This window comes from Arthrobacter sp. Dra40, from assembly GCF_059091905.1.
The window spans coordinates 96,374-117,464 of sequence record NZ_JBNHHB010000004.1 but is presented as its reverse complement, the minus strand read 5'-3'; the positions used below and the strand labels follow the sequence as shown (position 1 = coordinate 117,464).

Sequence of the window (21,091 nt, the reverse complement as noted above, 5' to 3'; positions counted from 1 at the left end):
AGCCAGGGCAAGACGACCTGCACCAGGACTTTCGCGCTCCGTTCTGGGTGTCACGCGCGAAGGTCCTGGTGCAGGAGCTTCAGTTCGGCCCTTGGTTGCTTCGGCAGTGGTTCAGCTGTAGCCGTGCGGGCGGTAGACGCAACTTGACGAGCGGCGCAAACCCGAGCGCCAGGGCTGCGGCGGCGCCTCTGCGCAGTTCTAATTGCCGCGAGTGCTGGAAACGACGACTTCAGCCTCGATCCGGAAAGGCGGGTGAAGGCCGGCCTGCACCGTGACCCGGGCGGGAGGATCGCTAGGAAATACCTCAGACCAAATCTGGTTGAACTCCGCGAAATCGGCGAAGTCAGCCAAGTACGTGCGAACAAATGTGACCTCGTTAAAAGCTGATCCGGCTTCCTCCAATACTGTTTGGACATTGGCGAAGACTTGGCGGGCCTCCTCTTTGAAGGTGCCGTTGACTGGCTTCCAGTCAGCATCGACACCTACTTGGCCGGAAAGATACAGCGTGTTTCCGCCCCAACGGTATGCGGCAGCGGGTGGGGCGCTGACTGGGCTGTCCGTCATGACTAGACCCTCCCGGCAAGCTGAAACGGCAGGATGTGCTCGGGAACAGCACGATCTAGGATCATGGTCGTTATCGCTGCGGCTGTAGCCGGCGCAAGAGTTACTCCCAGCATGCCGTGACCGGCTGCAACGTATAGCCCGTCTGCGCCGGGGATCGGGCCAATGAACGGAAGGCTGTCGGGTGTCGAAGGTCGAAGCCCTCCCCTGCCAGTTGTGACGTTTACGGAGTCGGGGGTCCATCCACCCATATAGGGACGGGTTTGGGATATGAGTTGCTCAATGCGTCGCTGCTGCACGCCGGTCTCCTCGCCAGGAAGCTCGAAGAACCCTCCGATCCGAACGCCCCGGTTCAGAGGGGACAGGCCGAGCTTGGCTTCCATGAGATAAAGTGCGTGGCGCGGTGGTTGACCTGCGCCTTTCAATTCCACTGAGTAGCCTTTGGCTCCTATGATCGGCAGTTGCACTCCGACGCTCCTAAGAAGCTTGTTTGTCGCTGCGCCTAAGGCGACAACCACCTTGTCGGCCTCAATTGGTCCTTGCGCAGTCTGGAGGACCCAGCCTGACCCCGTGGCGGTTATTGCTTGGACTGGACGTTCCTGGAGGACCTTTACACCTAGTTCAGTCACGCGTCTAAGGAGGCCATCGAGGAGGCCGTCAGGATCGACGAACCGGTCGATCAGGGTGTGGGCTGCTTCCTGGATATTGGGGCCGACGGCCGGGTCCAGTTCGCGGGCCTGTTCGGGGGTAAGGTATTCGATTTTGCCTTTGAAGCCCATGGGGGTGAGCTGATCGAAAAGCTGCCGGAACCATCCGAGCCCCCCCTTTTCGAGAGCCAATGCGAGGATCCCTGCACTCCGCATTTCGAACTCCACACCGTCGTCGTGCAGTTCGTCAAACAGGTCGAGAGTGTGCTCGTTGAGGTGCAGCAGTGCTTTTACCCCCCGCTCATAGGTGGCTGGTCGTGCTGCCCTGCTGAAGTTCCATAACCATTTGATCCATGCTGTATCGGGACGAGGACGGATCACCAGTGCGCCGTCCTTGTCGAACATGTTCTGGATGCCGGTCTTGATAATTCCCGGGGCGGCTAGTGGCGTGGACAGCGAAGGAGTGATCCACCCTGCGTTGACACCGGAAGCTGATTGGCCAACCTGTCCACCTTCGACCACTACGACGTCCTCGCCGCGCTTGCTAAGGCTCCAAGCTGTATTGAGGCCGACGACGCCGGCGCCGATGATTGCGGTTGTCATGTTATGTGTTCTCTTTCTTTTCGGGTCATGGCGCCTACAAGTGCTCAAGCGCTTCGAGAGGAGTCAGCGAGAGATAGGTCTCCTCGGGTAGGCCTTCGACGAGTCGCATGAGACGACGCTGATTGGCGGCGCTCCGGGTTTCTGGATCGACTTCATGGAAGCGGTCCACCAGTGTTCGGGCCCAGAACCGAGTCTGATCGAGCGTCCCGGGTCCCGGCAGCGCCGTGTGCAGTTCGTCTTGGCGCAGTCCCTGGAACCATTCGAGGCTTCGTTCCGGGTTAGCCGCCCTTTCGCCGTTTTGTTCCAAAAGCTCGCTACGGCCATAGATCCTCAGGTCTCCGTCTTCGACGCGCCCTTCAGGCGTATAGAGGTACGCAGCCTTAGTGCGCTCACAGAAGCTGTTAATTTCGGACCAGGGTGCTCCGGAGCTTCCGAAGAGGCTCCCTTCGGGCTGCGTTCGCCTGCCGGAAGGGACAATCAGAAAGGTGATGGCCCTGTCATTGATGGCTTCGAGGAGCGCAAGCGGGTGGTTGGGCAGGAAGACCTCTTTGCGTGGCGGCCAGAAGTCGAACGGCCGGTGGTCCCCGTGCTGTCCGCCCACATGGAAGAGGTATATCTCCGGGTATTGGGGAGATGTTTCTCTGCGGGCGGGTGCGACGTCGTAAAAGGCTGTGACGGCTAACTGGATGAGTAAGCTAGCTCCCAAGGCTCCAAAGGGTTCTCTGACAATGACTCCGAGGCGGTCGCTTCGCTCCCAGTTAGGCAGGACGTCTTCTCTGGTGGCCGGATCGTTGGCCACCCTAACCTCGAACATTGAGCGGTCGATGAGCGTGGCCATGTGCATGGGTCTGCCTGCCCGCGTTTACTTCTGGGTGTATTTGGGGTCGTCCGCCCCATATTCGGCGAGGACGTTCTGGACCGTCCCATCGGCCTGGATGTCGGCGATGTATGCTTCGAGGGCTTCGCCTAGGGCCGGATTGTCCTTCGAGTGCGGGAAGTTAACGTCCCCGCCCTGTGTCAACTCTGGGTAGGCGGGGTCCTCTTCGAGGGCAACGACCTGTAGCTCGGTCTCACCGCGGGCTTCGACTTGATGCCCCATCTCGACGGCTGTACCAACGCCCGCCTCGATGCGGCCGGCCTTCAAGTCTTGGAGGATGGCATCCGCACTCTGGTACTGGCGTATGTTGTCGCTTCCGATGGCCTTTTCAAGCGGCTCTACATACACCGACCCGCCCACAACACCGACTGATTTGCCTTTCAGATCAGCGATAGAGTCAAGACCCTTGGAGGAGACGATGCCGTTGTAGTTGAACCAGACGGGGGTGGTTTGGCCAATGGACTCGCTGCGCTCCGGTGTTGCGTACCATCCACCTGCTGCCACATCTGCTTGGCCTTCGGTCATGGAAGCGACAGCGGCCGGGCCCCCAAGATTGCTGAACTCGGGCGATAGGCAGGCACGCTCCGCGAATTCGGTGTAAAAGGTTCCGTCGATGCCGCCGGCCTCGGTGGAGCCTGGCTTGATGTCGACATAGGGTAACGTCCCAACTGCCGCGATCACCAGTTTTCCATCCTGTACAGTCTCGAACTCCCACTCCGGCGTGCAGTTTTGGGCCCCGGCGTTCGGGGCGGCTTCGGTGCAGCCAACGAGCAGGGCTGCGGTGGAAGCGCAGAGGGCGACAAGGGCTAGGGTCTTCTTTGACATGTGCGTTCCTTTGAATGTGTTGTTCTTGACCGCTCAGGCGATCGGGGTCAGGGATGGAGAATGATGAACAGGTTTGGCTTTCACTGTTCCCTCGATTCGGCGTTGAACGAGTCGGGCCACGCCGGAAATTGCCAGCGCCACCAGCAGGTACATGACGGCGGCGATGATCATGAAGTGCAGCGTGTCGAAGCGCAGTGTCCCTTGGTCGTATGCCCGGCTTACGAGCTCCCTCAATCCGATGCTGTAGGCCAGCGCCGTGCCTTGGAAGACGATGATGGAGAAGCCAATTACGGGTGGTAGCACGATGCGCACTGCTTGCGGGCAGATGATGAGCACGAAGGCTTTCCACCGGCTAAGGGACAGTGCGGCTGCGGCTTCATGCTGAGCCTTGGGGACACTGGCAAGGGCACTGCGGAAGAGGTCAGCAGTGTATGCGGCAGTCGTATATCCAAACGCCGCCACCAAGGCCGGGAAGGCATCCAAAACGACCCCGAGAGACGGCAAACCGAAGTAGAACAAGTAGAGGGTCACCAAGGCAGGAAACCCGCGGCCAATTTCTGCAAGGATGCTGACCGTTAGTCGGAGCAGCCGGCTACTCTCAAACAGTGCCAGTCCGCCGGCGAGCCCGAGCGGAAGCCCGATAGCTAGGGAAGCGAGCATCAGTTGGACGCTCAATTGGAGGCCAGGCAAGAGGGCTTGAATGTCATCCAGCATCAGGCCACCGCCATCCTGTTGCGCTGGGCCCGGCTTTCGATCGTTCTCGCCAAGACACCGACAGGTGCGCTCAGAGCAAGGTACGCCAGTCCGAGCAGAAAGAACGCAAGGAACCCGTCGGTGCCGCGCTGAACGACATCATTCGTCAGGTAGGTCATATCTTGGACGCCGATGAGCGAAGCCAGAGCGGTGTCTTTTAGCAGGTGGATCCCGTAAGCGGCACAAGCGCTGATCATTACCGGGTACGCCTGAGGGAGGATCACGAGGCGCAGGGCCGCCCAGCGGGATATACCCAGCGCGTCCAACGCCTCACGCTGCGCTTTCGGGACGGACTCGAGTCCCGCCCGGTAAGCCTCCCCAATATAGGCCGATCCCACCGCACCGAAGGTAACCACCGCGGCGCTAATCGGTGTGAACCGCGCACCCTGGATCGTGATGCCGAAGAAGACAACGAACATCCAGACCAAGGGCGGCACGCCGCGTATGACTGTAATCCAAGCGATGGCAAGACATCGAACAAACGGATTGCCCGATCTGCGCGCACCCACGACCAGCACCCCAAGGGCAGCAGCAATGACGAACGACAAGGACGTCACCAGCAGGGTGATTCCAAGCGCACGGAGCAGGATCTCGATTGTCACAGCCCCTCCTCGAAAACAGCCGACAGGAACTGCTTGGTGCGCGAGTGCTGGGGGGAACTGAAAATCTGCGACGGCGTCCCCTGCTCCACGATGTTTCCGTCCGCGAAAAAAACCACTCGGTCGGCAACGTGCTCCGCGAATTGCATCTCGTGAGTAACTACCAACATGGTGACACCGGCTGCGGCAACGTCACGCATGACCTTCAGAACTTCGACCCGAAGCTCTGGGTCGATTGCCGATGTGGGCTCGTCAAAAAGCAGCACCTTTGGATCAAGCGCCATGGCCCGCGCGATCGCAACACGTTGCTGCTGGCCTCCCGATAACTGCCCCGGCTTGTGACCCGCCCGGTCGGCGAGGCCCACTTTAGTAAGGAGTTCGAGCGATCTGCTATTCGCTTCCTTTCTCCCCCGTCCCAAGGCATGGACCTGGGCGAGTGAAACGTTCTCAAGTGCCGTGAGCGTGGGGAATAGGTTGAAGGACTGGAAGACCATCCCCACATTGCGACGAAGCTTTTGAAGCTCCTGACGTCCCGGCTGGTGCCGCTCACTCCAAGCCTCCAGCCCGCCAACGCGCAAGGTTCCTGCCGACGGGGTTTCCAGCAGATTTAGACACCTGATGAAAGTGCTCTTACCGGAACCGCTCGGCCCGATAATAGCCACAACCTCGCCCTCTCGGACATTGAAATCAACTCCCTTGAGGACCTCCAGCGAGCCATACGACTTACGCAGCCCCACAATCTCCGCAGCGTAAGCGGTTGGCGCCTTCGTCAACATGAGAACCTCCGGGATTGTGCAGTATGCATCTGGGTGACCCTCTTCACAGTAGTGAGGTGGCCCCAGGAAATTCGCTAGACACTTGCATAGCGTTTATTAGACAATTGTCCAATGTTCGATTTGCAAGGACTGGTGGACGACCTGTGCGACAAGTTGGGCAGATCCATCGCCGTCGACAACGAGCACGTCGAAGTCATCGCAGCTAGTGCCCAGGTGGGGCGCATCGATCCCGAGCGCTCAGACGCGATCCTCAACCGTCGCACGCGCCCTGATGTCGTTGATTACGTGGATGCGCTGGAACTACGTCATGCCGTCGACCCGATCGAGGTTCCACCGCACCCTGAGCTAAAGACGCTCCCGCGCTGGTGTTTTCCCCTCAGAACGGATACCCGTCTGCTTGGCTTTCTTTGGATCATCAACGATCCGCCTCTGAGCGCAGACGAATTGGCCCTCACCAATTCCTACACCAGCAAAATGCGAGAGACCCTCGCCCGCAACATAGAACACGCAGACTCGATCCTGCGGACGAGCATCAGGTTGACCGAAGCAATCCTGAATGAGGGGCAAAGGCAGGCATTATCCGAGGCAAGCCGTTCCGGCTCGCTACTATCCCTGGGCCCAGTAACCGTGTGGAGCTTGGTGCTGTCCAGCGATGATTCTCCCAAGAAGGCGTTGACGACTGCGGACGTCATCGAACTCCTGGCAGACCTGCTCATGACCACACGCCCAGGCAGTTTCATAGGAGCACCAGCAGAGGATCGACTGGCACTAATAACCAGGGCGCCCTCCGGCAATACCGACCATGACGCCCTCCTCCGGGCTGTTCAACTCTCCTGCCGGAGAAAAAAGCTTCTTCTGGGTGCCAGCGGCAGAACCACACTGCAGGCCGCGGAGGATTACCGGGAAGCATATGAACGAGCGGCATTCACAGCCTCTGTGGCTCGATGGGATTCCGAAGGGACTGTACGTGAATGGGAGAAGCTCGGGGCTTGGACGCTCATCAAAGGCAAGCCTTGGACCCCTGAACTGGTTCGTTCCCTCAGCCCGTCCGTGCACGCGCTCGTCCACAACGGGAAATCGACGCTCTGGGAAACGCTCTTGGCTTACCTCGACTGCGGCGGGAACGCCTTAGAAACCTGCGGGGCCTTGCACATTCAACGTGCCACCCTTTACTACCGCCTCGGACGCATACGAGACATAACCGGCGACGAAATATTGACCTCCGGCTGGGATCAGACCTCGGCCCACATAGCCCTTCGCGTCTGGCGTGCCCATCAGCGTGCCGGTGCAAGCGACGAGCAGTTCGCTTACTAGATTTGCGCTGCGGCGTCTACCAAAACAACCGGACGAGCGGCCAAACACGCCTTCCGGGCCTCACCACCAGTTGCTCGGAAACACGTCAACCAGCCGTGCGCGACGCCCGCAGCAATCCGTGGACGCCATGGTCTTGCCTTCAATGACACGTTCGAAAAGGCGTGTACTGCCGTTCCCGCCTTGCCACGCCGAGAAGTCGCCTCGTCGCCCCTGCTCCAATGACTCGGCATACGCTCTGGCATGATGTGCTCGTGACTAATTTCTCCGGCCCCTTCGACCGCAAGGACGAAAGCTTCATCTCCTTCGACATAGGCATCGACCCACACGAGGATCCGTTCTCCTCTGCGACCCGAGAATTCACTGTCCAAGCACGGCGAATCAGCAACGACGCTTATCACGAGTGGGCTGCCGGTACGCTCCGGGGCTCGTTCATCGATGTTCGGGATGATCCTATTGAATGCCAGCCAGAGGGCTATGGCCACGAGCGGCAGGCCAGTGTGATCGGCTACGCTCACCGGCGACTGGAGAGCAGCCATCTGCTGGTGATCCGGACCGTCGAGGTCGTCCTAGAGGAGCGCGGCCGCCTGTTGGGGGCGTTCATGGCGGCGGCGGCTATTGAACAGTTCAGCTCCGCGCGCCGTATAGACGTAATCGTCAGACCGTATCCAGACTACGATGGAGACGAGCCTGGACAGGATTTCATCAACGAGGACGTGGATAAACTTCGCGGCTACTTTGGACTGCTCGGCCTGCAGACCCTTGCGGGAAATGAGGACTGGATGATGCTGCACGCAGAGGATTACGACCCGGAAGCGTTTTTCAAGCAAGCACGCCCCGTGCTAGCTGGCATCTGAGCCTCAATCACAGTCTTGCCAGGAACCTTCTAGTCATGGGAAGTCAGAAACAGGCTTCCTCTCCCAGCGATTGCCCATCCCTCCCCCGCTTCGCTCGCCACTGGCACGATGCCGGGATCGTTCCACCGCTTCGAGGACACGTACAGGATGACATGTACCTTCTCCCCTTGATTTCGCTGTCACGAGGCTCGACCCCCCTCGGCCTACGATCACTTAGATCCGGTTGTGATCATCGCCCAGAGAGCCGAAGAAGTCATTATGCTGGCAGGTTGCAGGAAGAGCTTTCGGCCAGCTGACGCCACGCCGGAGAGGAGTTGGCATGGACCGCCCTGTGCCCTCCCCTGCGTAGGATTCTTGAGGACCAAGAGGTAATCGAAAGTTGGGGAAGTAATGTCAATGCCACCGGGATGGTACCCGCAGCAGGACCAGCCGCAGCTTCTGCGCTGGTGGGACGGGAATCAGTGGACCGAGCATACCCGCCCCCGTGAGCCAGTGCCGGGACCGGGGTCCGCACCGCGGCCGCCGCGCCGGAAATGGTCAGTGCGCCGGAAGCTGATCACCTTCGGCAGCCTCGGGCTGGCCGCCCTCCTGATCCTCGGATGCCTCACGGCCGTACTGGGCATGTTCGCGGCTCAGCGGATGGAAGACGACCAGGCTGCCGCGAAGAACCGTGAGTGGCTGGCGAGCATGGCCGAGCAGCGGCTTCAGGACATGACGGACGCCGATACGCCGACAACCAGCAGCTACGCCGACCGCCTCCGGGCTGAAGCAGACCTCCGGAAGCTCATGGAACAGCGCGGCTGGAAGGGCCCGGGCAGCGGAGGCGTCTACTACAAGGTGGCTGACCGCTACTCCTCCGAGTGTGACGGCAAAATGTGCTTCAGGCTGGTTGTGACGACCACGGATGTCGGCGGCTGCAGCGGCGGTGTCGTAACCAAGATCCGTTTTAGGGACGACAAGGGAGTTGTGGTCGGGGAAGACTTCCACGTCACCCCGCCTGCGGATGACGGTGAGACGACCACCTTCCACGTTCGGGACAGCACCGGCACCGGAACCGCGGATGAATACCACGTCTATGAACTGAGCTGCGCCTCGGCCTGACCTGCGGGGGTGGATCGCACTGTCCAAAGGGCAGAGAACGGTGTCGATGTTTTGGCTAGGGTATGGGTGCCGAATGGCGACCTGCACGTCGGCTATCAGTGCAAGCATGTGCAGTCATTGACTTTGGCGGAAGTAAAAGCAGAGTGAGCAAAAGCCGAAGGATTCAGTCCGAGCCTGGCACAATACGTCATAGTCACCAGTATTGTGCGGGACGCGGGCTTGCAGTCCTCTGTGGCTGGGATCCCGAGGAGTCAATACGGTTTTGACGTAGACATCTGGTTTTGGGATGACCTCAACGAACTGTTGAACCGTACCGCTGACGCCGCCCAGGAGTACTTTTCCCAAGATCACCTCCGAGGCACAACCGGCGGCGGCCAAAGTCCATGCCGATGCCTTGCGCCGGGCGCTCGATCAACCTGCCTTCACGGACTCCATCCATTTGGAGCGGGACGTGGATGAACTCATCGAGGCCCTCTCCGCAACAAAGGGTTTCATGGGGACTGGACGCCTCTACGACAACCGCCGAAATCTCGTGGAGTCACTTGTGCCCCATTGGAGGATTGACGAGATTCAGTATGTGACGTTCTGCAACGAGTTCACGACAGGGCTCGACAAGCTTTATGACTTCGTAGTTGCGAACAGGCAAACCCTACGGGAAACCAGCACTAACGATGGTGCGAAAGCTGACATCAAATTCCCCTACCGGCGCTCAAACTTGATCGACCGCGCCAACAAAGCGTTCAAGAAGCACTCCGTTCCTGAATTGCCAATTCGCTGGTGACGCCCTACTTCATGCTCCCCAGGAGCAGGGGAAACATCCAACCGCTCAAATCGCCCCTCCCCTCTGCGCGCACTCCATCACACATTTCCTGTTAACGAGGTTCGAGATGAAGTGAATGGTTCTCCGGCGACATAGGATCCGTATGGATAACCGTTCGAGCATAGTTGGGGGAAGTATGTCATTGCAGGCCGGGTGGTATCCGCAGTCGGATAATCCGAGCATCTTGCGTTGGTGGGACGGCAATCAGTGGACGGCGCACACACGCCCAGCAGTCGACCAGTTTCAAGCACCGATCCCACCAAACAAGCCTCGTCGCCCTTGGAGCGGCCGCAAGAAACTTTTGGTCTGGGGTTCCCTTTCCCTGGCGGTCGTCCTAATGGCCGTCGCAGCTATAGCCGGCGTGCAAAACGTTCGCCAAAGTGTCCAAGCTCGCGCGGCCGAACAGGCTGAGGAAGCGGCGTGGCAGGCCAAGCTGAACGCTGCCAAAATCAATGCCGCAAGGGAAACCCTGAAAGCGGGGTTGAAGGCCACGGCCGAGGAGGACGAAGCAGTCCGGCGCGCAATGAACGATGCCGGATGGCAGTCCGTCGAGGACAACGATGTGTACTACTTCATCGATGAGGAAGCGACTTGCAGCTACACCGGTTGCGCAGTTTTGGGAGTGATGTCGCTGCGGCCTGACGGTTGTCCCCGGGGCGCCTACATCTCAGCCAGGTTTCTTGCTGATGGCATCGTGGTCGGCCAGGACAACCACATCACGCCGATGATTCGGAATGAAGAAGGTACCGTGTTCGAGTTGAAAGACTACTCCGACACTGGCGAGCAGTTTGAAATCACCGAACTGCATTGCGTGGGCGACTGACGGCAAGACGCCCACGGCTCGCGGATGAACCCGCTCACCCATAGGACGAAGGAAGCGCGAGGCTCCCGTCATTACGGGAAAGCGGCACCCCTTCGATCCGGAGGATGGCGAGGCATTTGGAGCAGAGACCGCCTAGATTCTGAGCCCCGCCGATAGCGCGTCAACACCAGCGCTTCGCTAAATTCGAACATATGTTCTACCTTTGATACATGGATCGGGACGTGCTGGCGAAGCTGGCGGCCCGTTACACCCGACGGGCTGAGCCGGTGTCGCTGACCCCGTAGGAGCTGGATCTCGAGCACTGCAAGAAAACCCGGGTGTGCCTGGGGTGCCGGTGTGGGCGTGGATACGCTTCCCCGGTTCGGCCGAGCTGGTCGCCGGCGAGGCGTTTGGGTGGACATCGAGAGCGGTGCAGGTCTCGTGGACGGATGCCGGGAATCGGAGGGTGACGTGGGTGTGGGCGTCCGCTGTGCGGCGACGAAACGATCAGGTGAGAAAGACGGCTTTGGGAGACAGGACAGCAAGAAACGATGACGTCGGTACAGGAACAGACAGACCCGCGGACGCTCAATGATCCGGTCGAGCTCCGGTTCACCCCGCAGGGAGTGCCACTGGCGGTACGCTGGCGCGGCCGGCTGTGGCCGGTAGCGGCGGAGCCGTTGCACTGGTTCAGCCGATGGAACTGGTGGGAGTCAACCCTGTCGGCCCGGCGCGGTCGGGGAAGCATCATCGACATTGAGTTTTGGCGGCTCCAAGTACGTGCCACGTCGACATCGCCGCTACGCACCCTGGAGGTACGGAAGCACCCAGGCTGGGATGGCTGGCATCTGACCCACGTGTCGGATGAATAGCGGAATTTGCCGCCAATGTGCGCGGACTAGGAGACCTATCGCTCGGTTGGCTCTGTCGCTAGCCTAGAACAAGGGACCAACGGATACACTGCCGAGTGGCCTAGACTGTGGGGGAATCTACCAGGAGGTGCGAATGCCCTTCATAGATCGCCCAAGCGGGAAGGCGCACATCCGTCCTAGGACTGTCGGCGCTTGGATTAAACAGCGACGCCCGGCCTTTACGGAGTCCGACCTCGTCGGAGCCTTGGAAGAGCACGTACGCCCGTCCGGCACCGTGAGCCTAGCCGCTTTCGAGCAGGAAATCTGGGAGAAGCATTCTGGTTTCACGGCCACAGCGAAAGACATCGCACAGGCTTCGGCCTCGAACGCTACGGCCACGGTATTGATGGACTCCACGTCGATGACCACTGCCGCGGTGGCCCAGATGCTGGGGCTTTCGGCATCCACGGTCCGCCACTATCGGGCGGATCGGAAGCTGAACTCTTACATGGTCAACGGCAGGGCCCTGTTCCCGGCCTGGCAGTTCGTCAACGGCCACCCCCTGCCGCATCTGGACCAGGTGCTGCAGGCGATGCCCCGGGACCTGCACCCGCAAACCGTGGCCGGCTTTTTCAAGACGCCGCAGCCTGAACTGGCCTCGGAAAGCAGGACCTTAACGGCGACGGAATGGCTGCTCTCAGGCGGCTCCCCCGAACCGGTGGTGAAGCTCGCCTCCGGGCTGGGTACCGCCTTCTGATGGCGCTGACACCGCATCTTTCCGGCACTTCGCGCGGGATCGGTGCCGATACACGGGCGCCCTAGGACGATGGGAAGCTCGCAGACTTCTGCAAAAGAGCACCTAGGATCGCCCCGGAAAACACTGGAGGAATGATGGCTCCACGACAGCTGGCGGGCGAACTGCTCAACGCTCTCCAGTCCACCACGGATCCGCTCGGGGTCTTGGAACAGGTGCTGCCCTGGCTGGTGTGGATGGGCAGCAGCGCCCGCAGCGAGGCCAGCGGGGAAATCCTGCTCCGGGCCCGTGACGCCGCTGCCAGGGGGAACTCTGACCAGTTAGCTGAAGCGATCCTTGTTTGGCACGACCGTTTGACGCCCGGCCGGCCAATCGGCCGCGATGGTGACCCCGAGCGACTTGACGAATCAATGGCGCCCCTCATACCGCCCAAGCCCTGGGACTTGCGGGAAGCCAAGCTCGAAAGGTCCTTGGAGCCGTTTGCGGGGCTTCCGCCCCGGGACTGGCGCCGGATCGGTCACATCATCTTCCGCCTGGGCGAGGCGTGGCGGGCCCGCGGCAGCGATCAGCGGTTCTTCCAGTTCGTGGCCAACCTCCCCTACTACCTCGGCTTTCAGGACCGGGACGTGTACAACATCGAGGACGATGAGCTGCTCTCGGCACTGACCCAAATCCAGGAGGACCGGGACCGCGAACGGTGGTCCGAACACAAAGTCGCCACCATGCCTGCCCCAGAGCCACCGCCGGCACACGTGCCCGAGGCCGAGGAAACGATCCGGCTGCTCTTTGAGGCCGCCCGGGACAACGGATGGTCCGAACGCGACGCCCTGCTGTGGCTGACGGCCCAGTCCACCTACTTTTCCGCCAGCGCGGCGTCGATCACCTCGACAAACCCGAATACGTCGCCGAACGGGCGCGGAACGCATTCGGCAGTATCTGGTGATGGAAGACCGATCTACTTCGTACAGCCAACATGGTTGCAGGGCGCCTACACTTCCGATGATGCGGACACGAAGGGTACATTTCTTTGGCCAAAACCTCTGCGGCGGCAAATTACTTCGCGACTACGTCTGCTTTGTTCGGACAGGTGAGCGCGGACCTTCTCGGCGAAGGCGTCCGTCGCGCCGGCTACCTCCTGGAGCAGGGCTCCGAGTCCATCCGCAGTGGGCAGCGAAAGTGCATAAGAGCCGATCGCGGCTTCCCCCAACTCGTCGAGTTGGGCCAGCAGCGAGTGCGCTTGCGACGGCCCGGTCGAAGTCAGTTGCCTCGCGGCTATTTTGCACTTTGTGAGTGGGACGGAGCACTGGTTTCAAACGGTCGCGGGTTTTTTGCCGGGATACTGCCAAATCCAGGAGACGCCGTTGGATTCGAATGCCACTTCCCCCTTGGGTGTTGTCACATCGAGGATGATGATTCCGGAGGCCTTTTCGCCTTTGCCTATGTAGTCCGGCAGTTCCTTCGCCTCATGGGCGAAACAGTTGATGGTTACGTCGGTGTCGACTTTGTTCATCCGGGTCCCGTTGGCGGCGTAGCCTTTCCAGTTATTCGGGGTGAAACCAATGAAGCCCGGCTGTCCGTCCACGGTGAGCGGGCCGACAAAATCAGCGGAGGTCTTTACTTCCAACGCGACTGCGATCGTCATCCCGTTCGGCTTGGGTGCCTGATCTCCGCAGTCGATGCGCTTGATGGAGGTGACCTTGAAAAGGAGTTCCTGTGTCTTGCCGTCTTCTGAGGTCCAACCGGCTGTCTCACCGATCTTCTTGATGATCTGACCGCGCTCGTTCACTGCCGGCCCTGGCGGTGTTGGCGTTTCTGCGGGTGCCGCCGGTTCGACATTCAACGTAGGGGCGGCTGATGGCTGTGGGGAGCATCCCGTGACCAGAAGTGCGGTTGCGGCCAGGGCGGCTAGGGCTGTTTTCTTCAATATTCCCTCAAAAGACTGCTGCGGTGTGAGTGACTCCACTCATCATATGGCCCGGTGGCCGCTTGACTGGGCAGTGTCCGGTCGTGCCCTGAGGGAAGGTGGAACATTCGAGAAAACAGCCTGCGTTCCGACGCGCCTTCGGGATCCTGAACGGTCTTCCTGAAGCTGCTAGAGGTGTGAAGTACTTGCAAGCCAATACTTCACGAAGATACGGCGAGTGAGGAGGGTGGTGTGCAGGAGCGGGAGCAGGTGTCGGGCAATTAAGTGACTGCGTCGTTCGAGAATGAAACGCCCGCAGTTAGAGCCCATTGCAGCCGAATCATCTATCTCGGGGACCGTCTTGCCGTCACCGGCTACCTTGCCGGTGACCGGCTTCATCGCGACACTCATCTGTCCCATTGCCAGCTCCACGCCTCCGCGGTTATGAGGCCCAAACGGCTGCGTCCCGCCGCGCCAAAAGCATCACTTGGTCCAGGTCCCCGCCTCGTGCCAGCCATTCAACCGCATTCTTGCCGTCGAGCTGGCCGGGTACGCGCCCCAGGAGCCAGAAGGCCCAGGTCCAACTGTCACCCGTACCGGCGGAGAGGACTCCAAGAACTTCAGACAGGCCGGAGATCGGTCCTCCGTCCTTTCGGAACTGCCAGACGGGATAGAGCCACTGGTTCTCCTCAGTCAGCAGGCCCAGCAGCCGGTGCGAGCACCGTTCCCGGGACTGGGCCTCCGGCGTGAGGCCAAGCCAAGAGGCCAAGCCTGCTGCGTCGTAGCATGGGCCGATGATTTCGGCCAGGCGGTTGCGTTCCTCCATCATTCCGCGCCCTCCAAGGTCGCCCTGAAAGTCTGTCGTGCACGACGCTTGGGGGCGGGGTCCACCTAACGTTAGGCGTTAGGCGTCCTCCCCCGTCCTTGTATCGCGCCGGCCCTGCCGCAGTGCTTTAAGTCTGCTCCACTAAGGGCAACTGCCCAGCCGCTCTCTTCGTTCATCCGGTGTAGGCATCGTCTGCCCAGGCGTGGGCGGCGGCGAAGACCGCATCTGAGTCGTCTTCCCTGATCGCGTGAATCGGGCTACGGCCACCGAGCATCGGATTTGGCGACATGAAAAACCTCTGGGCCCCTCCATTGCCCCGCGAACAGACTACTTCCCAGGCACCTGAGGCTGTCCTCAATCTGGCAGTCTCAGCACTATTCGGTGAGGCAGAACCGTCTGCCCAACGCAGCGGCGCGTCCCGATCCGTAGTACCGGCCATAGATGCCACTAGCGCCGCGGTCAGGTGCCCGACCAACATTCTGGCGACTGCGCTGATGTCTTGAGAAGGTTTCATAACTAGTTGACCCTCTCGAGGGACACGACCGGAGTAGTCTCGCGGAGAGTTAGCACGCCGTCCTCGCGTATATCAACCCAAATGTATCCTCGCCGAAAAAGCTGCAGTTGGTGAATCGACAGGAGTCTGAGCGTCTGGCTGTCCCTACGAAGGTCAGCCACCGGGAGTTGAGCATCTTCTCTGCGCCGCCTCTCCCCTGCCGGCAGGCGGGTCAGAGTTCGATGACCTGGCGTCAGGTCGATAATGTATACGGACCCCGAAGCAGTCCGAATCCGCCAGGTACCCTCGTCACGATCGGTTAGCCGATCCTTCAGCTCTACCATGGTCAACAGCACTTGTCGGTCCGCCGGGTCGTCCACCCCGTCCAGGTCTTCGATCCCGTCCACGCTCACCCGCGCCCCAGGCACGATCCGCTCCACCGCCTCACGAAACCAGGGCAGTGTGTGCACAGATATGGTGCGACCAGAGCCCGCTTGCACAACTAGGTACAAATCTGCCGGCGCATCAAAGGGCCCCAGATAAGGGTCAGAAACTACCCATACCCGGTCGAAAGCGATTCGTCGGGCAGCTCGAAGAATCAGCACCCGCTGCTCGGCTGTTAGCTCACCCACGGCCTGTTCCGATCGGTTGGTGGTTTAGCTTCGGGGCAGGTAATTGGGACCCGTGTGTCGCCGTCACGCACCCTGTCGACGTCTGACAGCCTGGCCCGGGTGACCCGCCCCGGCTAGTAGAGAGTTGGTCTGTGTTCACCTGCCGGCCCCGCTTATCCCAGCCTTGGCGGCCACGGGTGTATTTTCGGATTGCGTCAGCCACCCTGTCTTCCGGCGCGCACTCCGTACAGCCGCCAGCCCGACGGCGATTAACCACGCTGTCGTACTGCGCGTGCCCGGCAAAGCAGGTCCACCACCGTTTCCGGCTGCCCGGTACGACCTCGTCCGGACCTATTCCATTCAGTTCGTTGTCCCAGTCGCGGGCCAGTTTGGGTTCTTTCGTTGCTACGTCGTTGACACCCTGTACGAAATACCGCCCGGTTTCGACCCGGCAGGTCAACTTCCGATACCGGCAACGGGTGGCGACGGATTGTGGGAACTCGTGCCCCGCGGGGCAGCGCCACCACACCACCGATTCCGAGTTCGGCTTCACATCCACCGGCGTCAGGTCTCCATTGAGGTTCGGATGCCATTGCGCGGCGACATCCGGGCGGACCGTGGCGAGGTCGTTGTTCCCAGGGACCACGACGATGCGTCCTTCGCAGGCCTGGCAGCGTCCGCCGCTCTTGGCCATGCCCTCTGGACTTCGGACGAACTGGTGGCCTTGGGTGCATCGCCATGTGAGCGAAATTTTGGAACATTTTGCTGTGACTTGTGCCGGCGTCCTTATGTTCTCGGATTCCGGGTCCCACATCTTTGCCAGTTCCGAGTGAGTTGTGCCGAAGTCGTTGAATCCGACCAAGATCCGCTTGGATGCACAATACGGGCAGCCGGTTCCGAGTAAGGCGCGACTGCGAAATGCCGCCCGATACGGGTGGCCTTGCGTGCATATCCAGTAACCCATACGGTTGCTTCCGGCACTCACAGTCCACGGGGTGTGGTCAGTTGCTGCCCTACCGTCCCATTCGCCTGCCAGCCGGGGCAAGATGTCAGCCAGTGAGTTGTACCCGGCTAAAACTCGTTGTCCTGAGCACAGCGAGCACGTGTAGCCGTTCTTGTCTGGCCGCTTCGCATTACCCCGGTGCCGTTTTTCTATGTGGCCAGCGGGACACATGCGCATGCTGGCTGATCCCGGGCGGCTGAACCGGTCGTTCCACCAGTCCGGGTCGGCACGCGTGGCCGCCCGCACGCAGTCCAGATAGCGGTTGAACGGTTCCAGCGGACCAATGAGGTTTTCCTCGGGCGCCACGGGTTCGATGAGCGGAGCAGGATACTCGGTGTTCCACTCCCCCTGCCAGCGATAGCGGGCTGCGGCAGCCGTCCAACGGAGCATCAGCCAGGCCTGCTCCGCCACAGCAGTTCCAAAGGTATTTTCGTAATCTGCCGTCCGTTCCCTCATCATCGCGTATGCGGCCCTGTATGACAGGAGCGGGTCGCAGACGGAAGCCACGGTGGCAGGGTCAGTGACCGTGTCAAGTATGGCCCCAGCCAGAGGCAGGTCCGCCGGCGCCGGGACACCGGTCCACCTCCGCCGGTGAGTAGACGCCGCACGGCGGCAGGCCTCCCACACGATTGACCGGTCAGCAGGGTTGGCGTGGATGCGCTCAGCAGCTTGAACGACCGCACCACTGACCCGGCGGCAGTGGTCAGCGGCCGGTTCCGGGAGGCGGCCCACGCGGCGCGAACCGCTCATCCGCACGGGACCGGTCCAGCGTGAATGCTTTCTACACACCAGGGTGGCGAAGCGTGGATGAACGACGGCGGCAGCACCACACGTACATTCCCGGCAGGAGTGCCAGACTGTTTCCGGCGCGGTTCCCACGAGCTGCAAGCCGTCTGCCCATTCCCCGACTGCCTCACGACACAAATCCAATGCTGCCAGTTCAGCACTGTCATCGGGAACCCTGATAAGGGAGTGCGCCCCTCTTAGCTCTCGGTAGCGGGTAATCGCCAGCCGCCACAGGTGACCCGCCGGCGCACCGGTGGCTTCGTCGAGGCGAAGTGCGTAGCTGGACACGATTTCATAGGGCACCGGGACGGGTGCCAGCGTCCTTGGGAGCCGTCCATCGAATTCAGGCAACACTGGACTTATTCCGGAGCCACTGGGCCGTATGCGCTTCGCCGGCTATCGCGGACTTGATCAGCATTTCCTGTTGCAGCTCATTGGCCTTTGCCTCGGCGATACGGGTTTGGACCACCTCGTTGTCCGGGTCATTGGCGTCGATAAGGTCCAGTGATAGTTGACTAATGAGCGAGTTCAGGTGGCCGATGTGACCGTCCGATAGTCGGTGCAGGTCGTTTGCCAATGTTTTCAGGCCACCGCTGTTGTCGCCAAACAGAGGCATCGAGTCAATGAGTGCTTTCACCAAGCAAGTCCACCGCCGCCTGTCATTGATGCTTTCGATACTCGTATAGGAGCCCATCTCGGCCGCCCTGTACCGTTCGAAGATTTGGGCTCCCTCCTGGCCTTGCAGCAGATTCGTACTTTCCAGGGCGACACCAGTCAGAAGGATGGGACAGTTGATGTCATCCCCGAGCCGGCGGATAGCGGCGCTTACTTTGCTTGAATGTGCGCCTCCGTATTTCAAATTGTGGACATCGTCAATTACAAGCAGTTGCGTGCGGCACTCGTTAACTGCCTGCTGCACCATGCCTTCCAAGGTGGCCTCGGTCTCGCGGGGGCCAATAGGAAGACCGTAGTAGTGGGCAAGAATCCGATACAGCCCAAGGGGCGTCCCTGTGGAAGGGAGATTGACGTAACAGACGGGAACCTCGCCGCGGTACAGGCACTCCGGGTCCTGCCGGAGCCCCTGCTGCAAGATGTCCAGTATGAGGATCCGCGCAGCGGTCGTCTTGCCCAGGTAGGAGTCCGCCGAGACCAGAACGCCATGACCGCCGCCCTCACGAAACTGGTGTTCCCGCATCACCCCGGCCATTACCTTCTGGAGGTTCAAAAAAGAGTCGTTGCGGACCATGATGCCCCTGGTGATCGTCCTGACCCGCAGTTCGTTGTAGGCAAGGCGGTCGGCGGGGCTCTTGGCTTTGTAATCGGTCAGTGACATCTTTTTCATTGGTGTGCCGAGTTCGAGAAGGTGTTCGATGAACCCCTTGTGGAGCTTCAAGTCGCGCCCGGTGTGCTGGCGGAGTGGATACTGGCTCATGGGACCACACCATTGACTGTCTCAAAGCCTTCGATGTCATCGTCACCGGGATCCTCCCGGGCTTCCTCGGGATCATCGGAAGGGTACGGCGACGCCATCTCGGCGTCTGTAACATTGTTGATGGATGTCGAGTTGGGCCGGTGTCCCTGCTGCGTCTGCTGAATTTCCAGTTCCAACTTCATGGCCGCCGCTTTCCTCCGTTCCTTGCGAAGCTGGGCCAGGGCTTTTTCGATAAAGCTCATGCTCGCCTCATCGGAGCAGTACGAGGGGTCGACCAGCCCGTCCTCGACAATTCGCCGGGCCAGACTTCGGATCTGTCCGGAGAACGGTTTGTCCAGGCGGTCCTCCTTCCAATGGCACTCGATGTAGTTCCCCTTGTCTGGGTCGTAAACCCAGACCAGGCTGGGGTCCGTGGGCATGTAATGGACCTCCCACCTCGCCCCGGGCAAAGCGGTACCCGACGTGCGGCGGCGCAGGGCGTTCAGTTCCGGGGAGTCATACATCCTATAGTCGTACTGGATTCCGTCGTTCTGGATAGTTCTGAAAATCACGGGGAGCAGGGAGATGTAGTCGTTTCTGGACAGCGGCACCGGAACATAACCGACGTAAGGGAACAGGGCGTTGTAGGCGGCGTTCGGACTAAGCGGCTGCAGCGCGCCGACCAACGGATCCCGAAGTGCTTCGGTCGGTGTGTTCTGCCAGATATGCACCAGCCACCGGTCCAGCAGCCACGCAAACTCAGCCATTGTCAAGAGCTTTTCCCTCTCCGGGTGCTCGCCGCGGCTGGACTGCGAACCCCCGGTGAATCCGGGCAGCTTGGCTAAGAACCTGGTCTTGAGGGTGCCGAACAGGCGCTCGATGGCAGCCTTATCGGTCGCTGTGCGCACGGCCGCCCGTACGAGAGTGATTCCGAGCTGCTGGCAGGCAGCGTCTGCGACCCGAGAGGTGTATTCAGGTCCGTTGTCGGTTGTAATGCTGCGAAGACGCATTAGCGGAACCATGAGGTCCAACCGCTCGCGCTCGGCTGCGTCGAACATCTCGGTCCACGGCAGCTCCCGATTTTTGACCTCCCAGCGGTTCTTCGGCTCGGCCGGGATGTCCGGACGGGGCCGCGGTGTCATCGCCTGACCAATCATGAACGCCAGGTCCGCTCCGCGGATGTGTTGGGCCAGTGAGAACGCCACGACGCTGTGCGTCGCCTGGTCGAGCATGAAGGCTCCTTCCGGCCGGCCTGGCTTACCATCCGGCATGATGAGCAGAACATCCAGCCTGGTTGAGTCCACTTGGCCTTTCCCAGGCAAGATGGCAGGCTGGCTCCGGAAGACGCGCTTAGGCGCATTGGCTGCCGTTCGGCGGTTCAGCGAATCACCCTCGGGGTACTGTCCACTGGACAGTTCGGCCAGAATTGCCCTGAGGCGTTTCTGGGACGGCAACTCGAACTCATGCTCCGGATACTTTCCGTCAATTCGTTTCAGCACCAATGCGACCCTTTGCTTCTTAGTCACCCTTGAACGTGGTGCCAGATCTTGGATGACCGACTTGCATACCTTCAGCACCTCGGATGCAACGCCATCCAAAACGTGATGGTGACGGGTGCGCCGGCCGTCAATTAGTGCAGCCGGACCCTCCTGAAGGTACTTGCTGGCATCCCGGAATAAGGTTGACTGTCCCCTTGCCAGCCTGTTGGCCAGCTTCGGCTCTCTATCTCGCAGTTGTTCGGCCAAGGCCTTAAGCTCTGCAGCCTTCAGGCCGGCGCGCGACCAGAGGGATGACCCTTCACCGTATCCGGGCGCGGGAGCCGAAGCGCCGATAGAGGTGCCATAGGCGACCTCGTGGACATCCCCGAGCTTTCCCTTGACCTCGTCCAATGCCTCCTTCTGGCGCCGGTAGGGAGCGTAAT

21 protein-coding genes and 1 pseudogene are annotated in these 21,091 nt (G+C 60.6%); 9 read left to right on the top strand and 13 right to left on the bottom strand.

The window, feature by feature from the left end; genetic code table 11:
• Positions 1-198: 198 nt before the first annotated feature.
• The 7 genes from AC5RWT_RS03695 to AC5RWT_RS03665 are packed head-to-tail and all read right to left on the bottom strand — an operon-like array spanning position 199 to position 5,641.
• Complete coding sequence (locus tag AC5RWT_RS03695; RefSeq protein ID WP_494079185.1) at positions 199-564, bottom strand: RidA family protein; 366 nt, start codon at positions 562-564, stop codon at positions 199-201.
• Positions 565-566: 2 nt separating this feature from the next.
• Complete coding sequence (locus AC5RWT_RS03690; protein WP_494079184.1) at positions 567-1,811, bottom strand: NAD(P)/FAD-dependent oxidoreductase; 1,245 nt, start codon at positions 1,809-1,811, stop codon at positions 567-569.
• 34 nt (positions 1,812-1,845) lie between these two features.
• Complete coding sequence (locus tag AC5RWT_RS03685; protein WP_494079183.1) at positions 1,846-2,649, bottom strand: hypothetical protein; 804 nt, start codon at positions 2,647-2,649, stop codon at positions 1,846-1,848.
• 24 nt (positions 2,650-2,673) lie between these two features.
• Positions 2,674-3,513 carry a substrate-binding periplasmic protein gene (locus tag AC5RWT_RS03680; RefSeq protein WP_494079182.1) on the bottom strand — a complete coding sequence of 280 codons (840 nt, stop codon included), beginning with the start codon at positions 3,511-3,513 and terminating at the stop codon, positions 2,674-2,676.
• 33 nt (positions 3,514-3,546) lie between these two features.
• The gene (locus AC5RWT_RS03675; protein ID WP_494079181.1) at positions 3,547-4,227 is read right to left on the bottom strand and encodes an amino acid ABC transporter permease; all 681 of its coding nucleotides are present in this window, start codon (positions 4,225-4,227) and stop codon (positions 3,547-3,549) included.
• Complete coding sequence (locus AC5RWT_RS03670; RefSeq protein WP_494079180.1) at positions 4,227-4,868, bottom strand: amino acid ABC transporter permease; 642 nt, start codon at positions 4,866-4,868, stop codon at positions 4,227-4,229. The genes AC5RWT_RS03675 and AC5RWT_RS03670 overlap by 1 nt, the downstream gene beginning before the upstream one ends.
• Complete coding sequence (locus AC5RWT_RS03665; RefSeq protein ID WP_494079179.1) at positions 4,865-5,641, bottom strand: amino acid ABC transporter ATP-binding protein; 777 nt, start codon at positions 5,639-5,641, stop codon at positions 4,865-4,867. Before AC5RWT_RS03665 ends, AC5RWT_RS03670 begins: the two co-directional genes overlap by 4 nt.
• Before the next feature lie 111 nt (positions 5,642-5,752).
• Between AC5RWT_RS03665 and AC5RWT_RS03660 the strand changes: the two genes are divergently transcribed.
• The 9 genes and pseudogenes from AC5RWT_RS03660 (at position 5,753) to AC5RWT_RS03620 (ending at position 13,228) form a co-directional block, all read left to right on the top strand.
• Complete coding sequence (locus AC5RWT_RS03660; RefSeq protein ID WP_494079178.1) at positions 5,753-6,955, top strand: PucR family transcriptional regulator; 1,203 nt, start codon at positions 5,753-5,755, stop codon at positions 6,953-6,955.
• 251 nt (positions 6,956-7,206) lie between these two features.
• Positions 7,207-7,809, top strand: a complete 603-nt coding sequence (locus AC5RWT_RS03655) for a hypothetical protein (RefSeq protein ID WP_494079177.1) — start codon at positions 7,207-7,209, stop codon at positions 7,807-7,809.
• Between the two features lie 390 nt (positions 7,810-8,199).
• Positions 8,200-8,295, top strand: a pseudogene (locus AC5RWT_RS03650) (DUF2510 domain-containing protein); the annotation flags it as partial.
• Positions 8,296-8,349: 54 nt separating this feature from the next.
• Positions 8,350-8,910: a hypothetical protein gene (locus AC5RWT_RS03645; protein ID WP_494079221.1), complete on the top strand. Its 561-nt coding sequence runs from the start codon at positions 8,350-8,352 to the stop codon at positions 8,908-8,910.
• 451 nt (positions 8,911-9,361) lie between these two features.
• On the top strand, positions 9,362-9,691 hold the full coding sequence (locus AC5RWT_RS03640) for a hypothetical protein (RefSeq protein WP_494079176.1): 330 nt from the start codon (positions 9,362-9,364) through the stop codon (positions 9,689-9,691).
• Positions 9,692-9,833: 142 nt separating this feature from the next.
• Entirely contained in the window at positions 9,834-10,553 is a 720-nt protein-coding gene (locus AC5RWT_RS03635) for a DUF2510 domain-containing protein (protein ID WP_494079175.1), read from the top strand.
• Between the two features lie 530 nt (positions 10,554-11,083).
• Positions 11,084-11,404 carry a hypothetical protein gene (locus tag AC5RWT_RS03630; protein ID WP_494079174.1) on the top strand — a complete coding sequence of 107 codons (321 nt, stop codon included), beginning with the start codon at positions 11,084-11,086 and terminating at the stop codon, positions 11,402-11,404.
• Positions 11,405-11,648: 244 nt separating this feature from the next.
• Entirely contained in the window at positions 11,649-12,140 is a 492-nt protein-coding gene (locus tag AC5RWT_RS03625; protein WP_494079173.1) for a helix-turn-helix domain-containing protein, read from the top strand.
• Positions 12,141-12,271: 131 nt separating this feature from the next.
• Entirely contained in the window at positions 12,272-13,228 is a 957-nt protein-coding gene (locus AC5RWT_RS03620) for a hypothetical protein (RefSeq protein WP_494079172.1), read from the top strand.
• A 218-nt stretch (positions 13,229-13,446) separates the two neighbouring features.
• Here AC5RWT_RS03620 and AC5RWT_RS03615 read toward each other — a convergent pair whose 3' ends face one another.
• The 6 genes from AC5RWT_RS03615 to AC5RWT_RS03590 all read right to left on the bottom strand — a co-directional run bounded on the left by AC5RWT_RS03615 (position 13,447) and on the right by AC5RWT_RS03590 (position 21,059).
• A complete protein-coding gene (locus AC5RWT_RS03615) occupies positions 13,447-14,061 on the bottom strand; it encodes a hypothetical protein (RefSeq protein ID WP_494079171.1) in 615 nt (204 codons plus the stop codon).
• A gap of 168 nt (positions 14,062-14,229) precedes the next feature.
• Positions 14,230-14,460 carry a hypothetical protein gene (locus AC5RWT_RS03610; protein ID WP_494079170.1) on the bottom strand — a complete coding sequence of 77 codons (231 nt, stop codon included), beginning with the start codon at positions 14,458-14,460 and terminating at the stop codon, positions 14,230-14,232.
• Between the two features lie 22 nt (positions 14,461-14,482).
• Positions 14,483-14,869: a hypothetical protein gene (locus AC5RWT_RS03605; protein ID WP_494079169.1), complete on the bottom strand. Its 387-nt coding sequence runs from the start codon at positions 14,867-14,869 to the stop codon at positions 14,483-14,485.
• A gap of 1,114 nt (positions 14,870-15,983) precedes the next feature.
• Positions 15,984-17,144, bottom strand: a complete 1,161-nt coding sequence (locus AC5RWT_RS03600) for a zinc-ribbon domain-containing protein (protein WP_494079219.1) — start codon at positions 17,142-17,144, stop codon at positions 15,984-15,986.
• A 958-nt stretch (positions 17,145-18,102) separates the two neighbouring features.
• Positions 18,103-19,191: a TniB family NTP-binding protein gene (locus AC5RWT_RS03595; RefSeq protein WP_494079168.1), complete on the bottom strand. Its 1,089-nt coding sequence runs from the start codon at positions 19,189-19,191 to the stop codon at positions 18,103-18,105.
• Positions 19,188-21,059, bottom strand: a complete 1,872-nt coding sequence (locus AC5RWT_RS03590; protein WP_494079167.1) for a TnsB C-terminal domain-containing protein — start codon at positions 21,057-21,059, stop codon at positions 19,188-19,190. The genes AC5RWT_RS03595 and AC5RWT_RS03590 overlap by 4 nt, the downstream gene beginning before the upstream one ends.
• Positions 21,060-21,091 lie beyond the last annotated feature (32 nt).

Coding starts and splice junctions, on each gene's coding strand:
- AC5RWT_RS03695 (WP_494079185.1), bottom strand. CDS start 564: ATGACGGACAGCCCAGTCAGCGCCCCACCCGCTGCCGCATACCGTTGG.
- AC5RWT_RS03690 (WP_494079184.1), bottom strand. CDS start 1,811: ATGACAACCGCAATCATCGGCGCCGGCGTCGTCGGCCTCAATACAGCT.
- AC5RWT_RS03685 (WP_494079183.1), bottom strand. CDS start 2,649: ATGGCCACGCTCATCGACCGCTCAATGTTCGAGGTTAGGGTGGCCAAC.
- AC5RWT_RS03680 (WP_494079182.1), bottom strand. CDS start 3,513: ATGTCAAAGAAGACCCTAGCCCTTGTCGCCCTCTGCGCTTCCACCGCA.
- AC5RWT_RS03675 (WP_494079181.1), bottom strand. CDS start 4,227: ATGCTGGATGACATTCAAGCCCTCTTGCCTGGCCTCCAATTGAGCGTC.
- AC5RWT_RS03665 (WP_494079179.1), bottom strand. CDS start 5,641: ATGTTGACGAAGGCGCCAACCGCTTACGCTGCGGAGATTGTGGGGCTG.
- AC5RWT_RS03660 (WP_494079178.1), top strand. CDS start 5,753: ATGTTCGATTTGCAAGGACTGGTGGACGACCTGTGCGACAAGTTGGGC.
- AC5RWT_RS03635 (WP_494079175.1), top strand. CDS start 9,834: ATGGATAACCGTTCGAGCATAGTTGGGGGAAGTATGTCATTGCAGGCC.
- AC5RWT_RS03630 (WP_494079174.1), top strand. CDS start 11,084: ATGACGTCGGTACAGGAACAGACAGACCCGCGGACGCTCAATGATCCG.
- AC5RWT_RS03620 (WP_494079172.1), top strand. CDS start 12,272: ATGATGGCTCCACGACAGCTGGCGGGCGAACTGCTCAACGCTCTCCAG.
- AC5RWT_RS03610 (WP_494079170.1), bottom strand. CDS start 14,460: ATGGGACAGATGAGTGTCGCGATGAAGCCGGTCACCGGCAAGGTAGCC.
- AC5RWT_RS03605 (WP_494079169.1), bottom strand. CDS start 14,869: ATGATGGAGGAACGCAACCGCCTGGCCGAAATCATCGGCCCATGCTAC.
- AC5RWT_RS03600 (WP_494079219.1), bottom strand. CDS start 17,144: ATGTGTCCCGCTGGCCACATAGAAAAACGGCACCGGGGTAATGCGAAG.
- AC5RWT_RS03595 (WP_494079168.1), bottom strand. CDS start 19,191: ATGAGCCAGTATCCACTCCGCCAGCACACCGGGCGCGACTTGAAGCTC.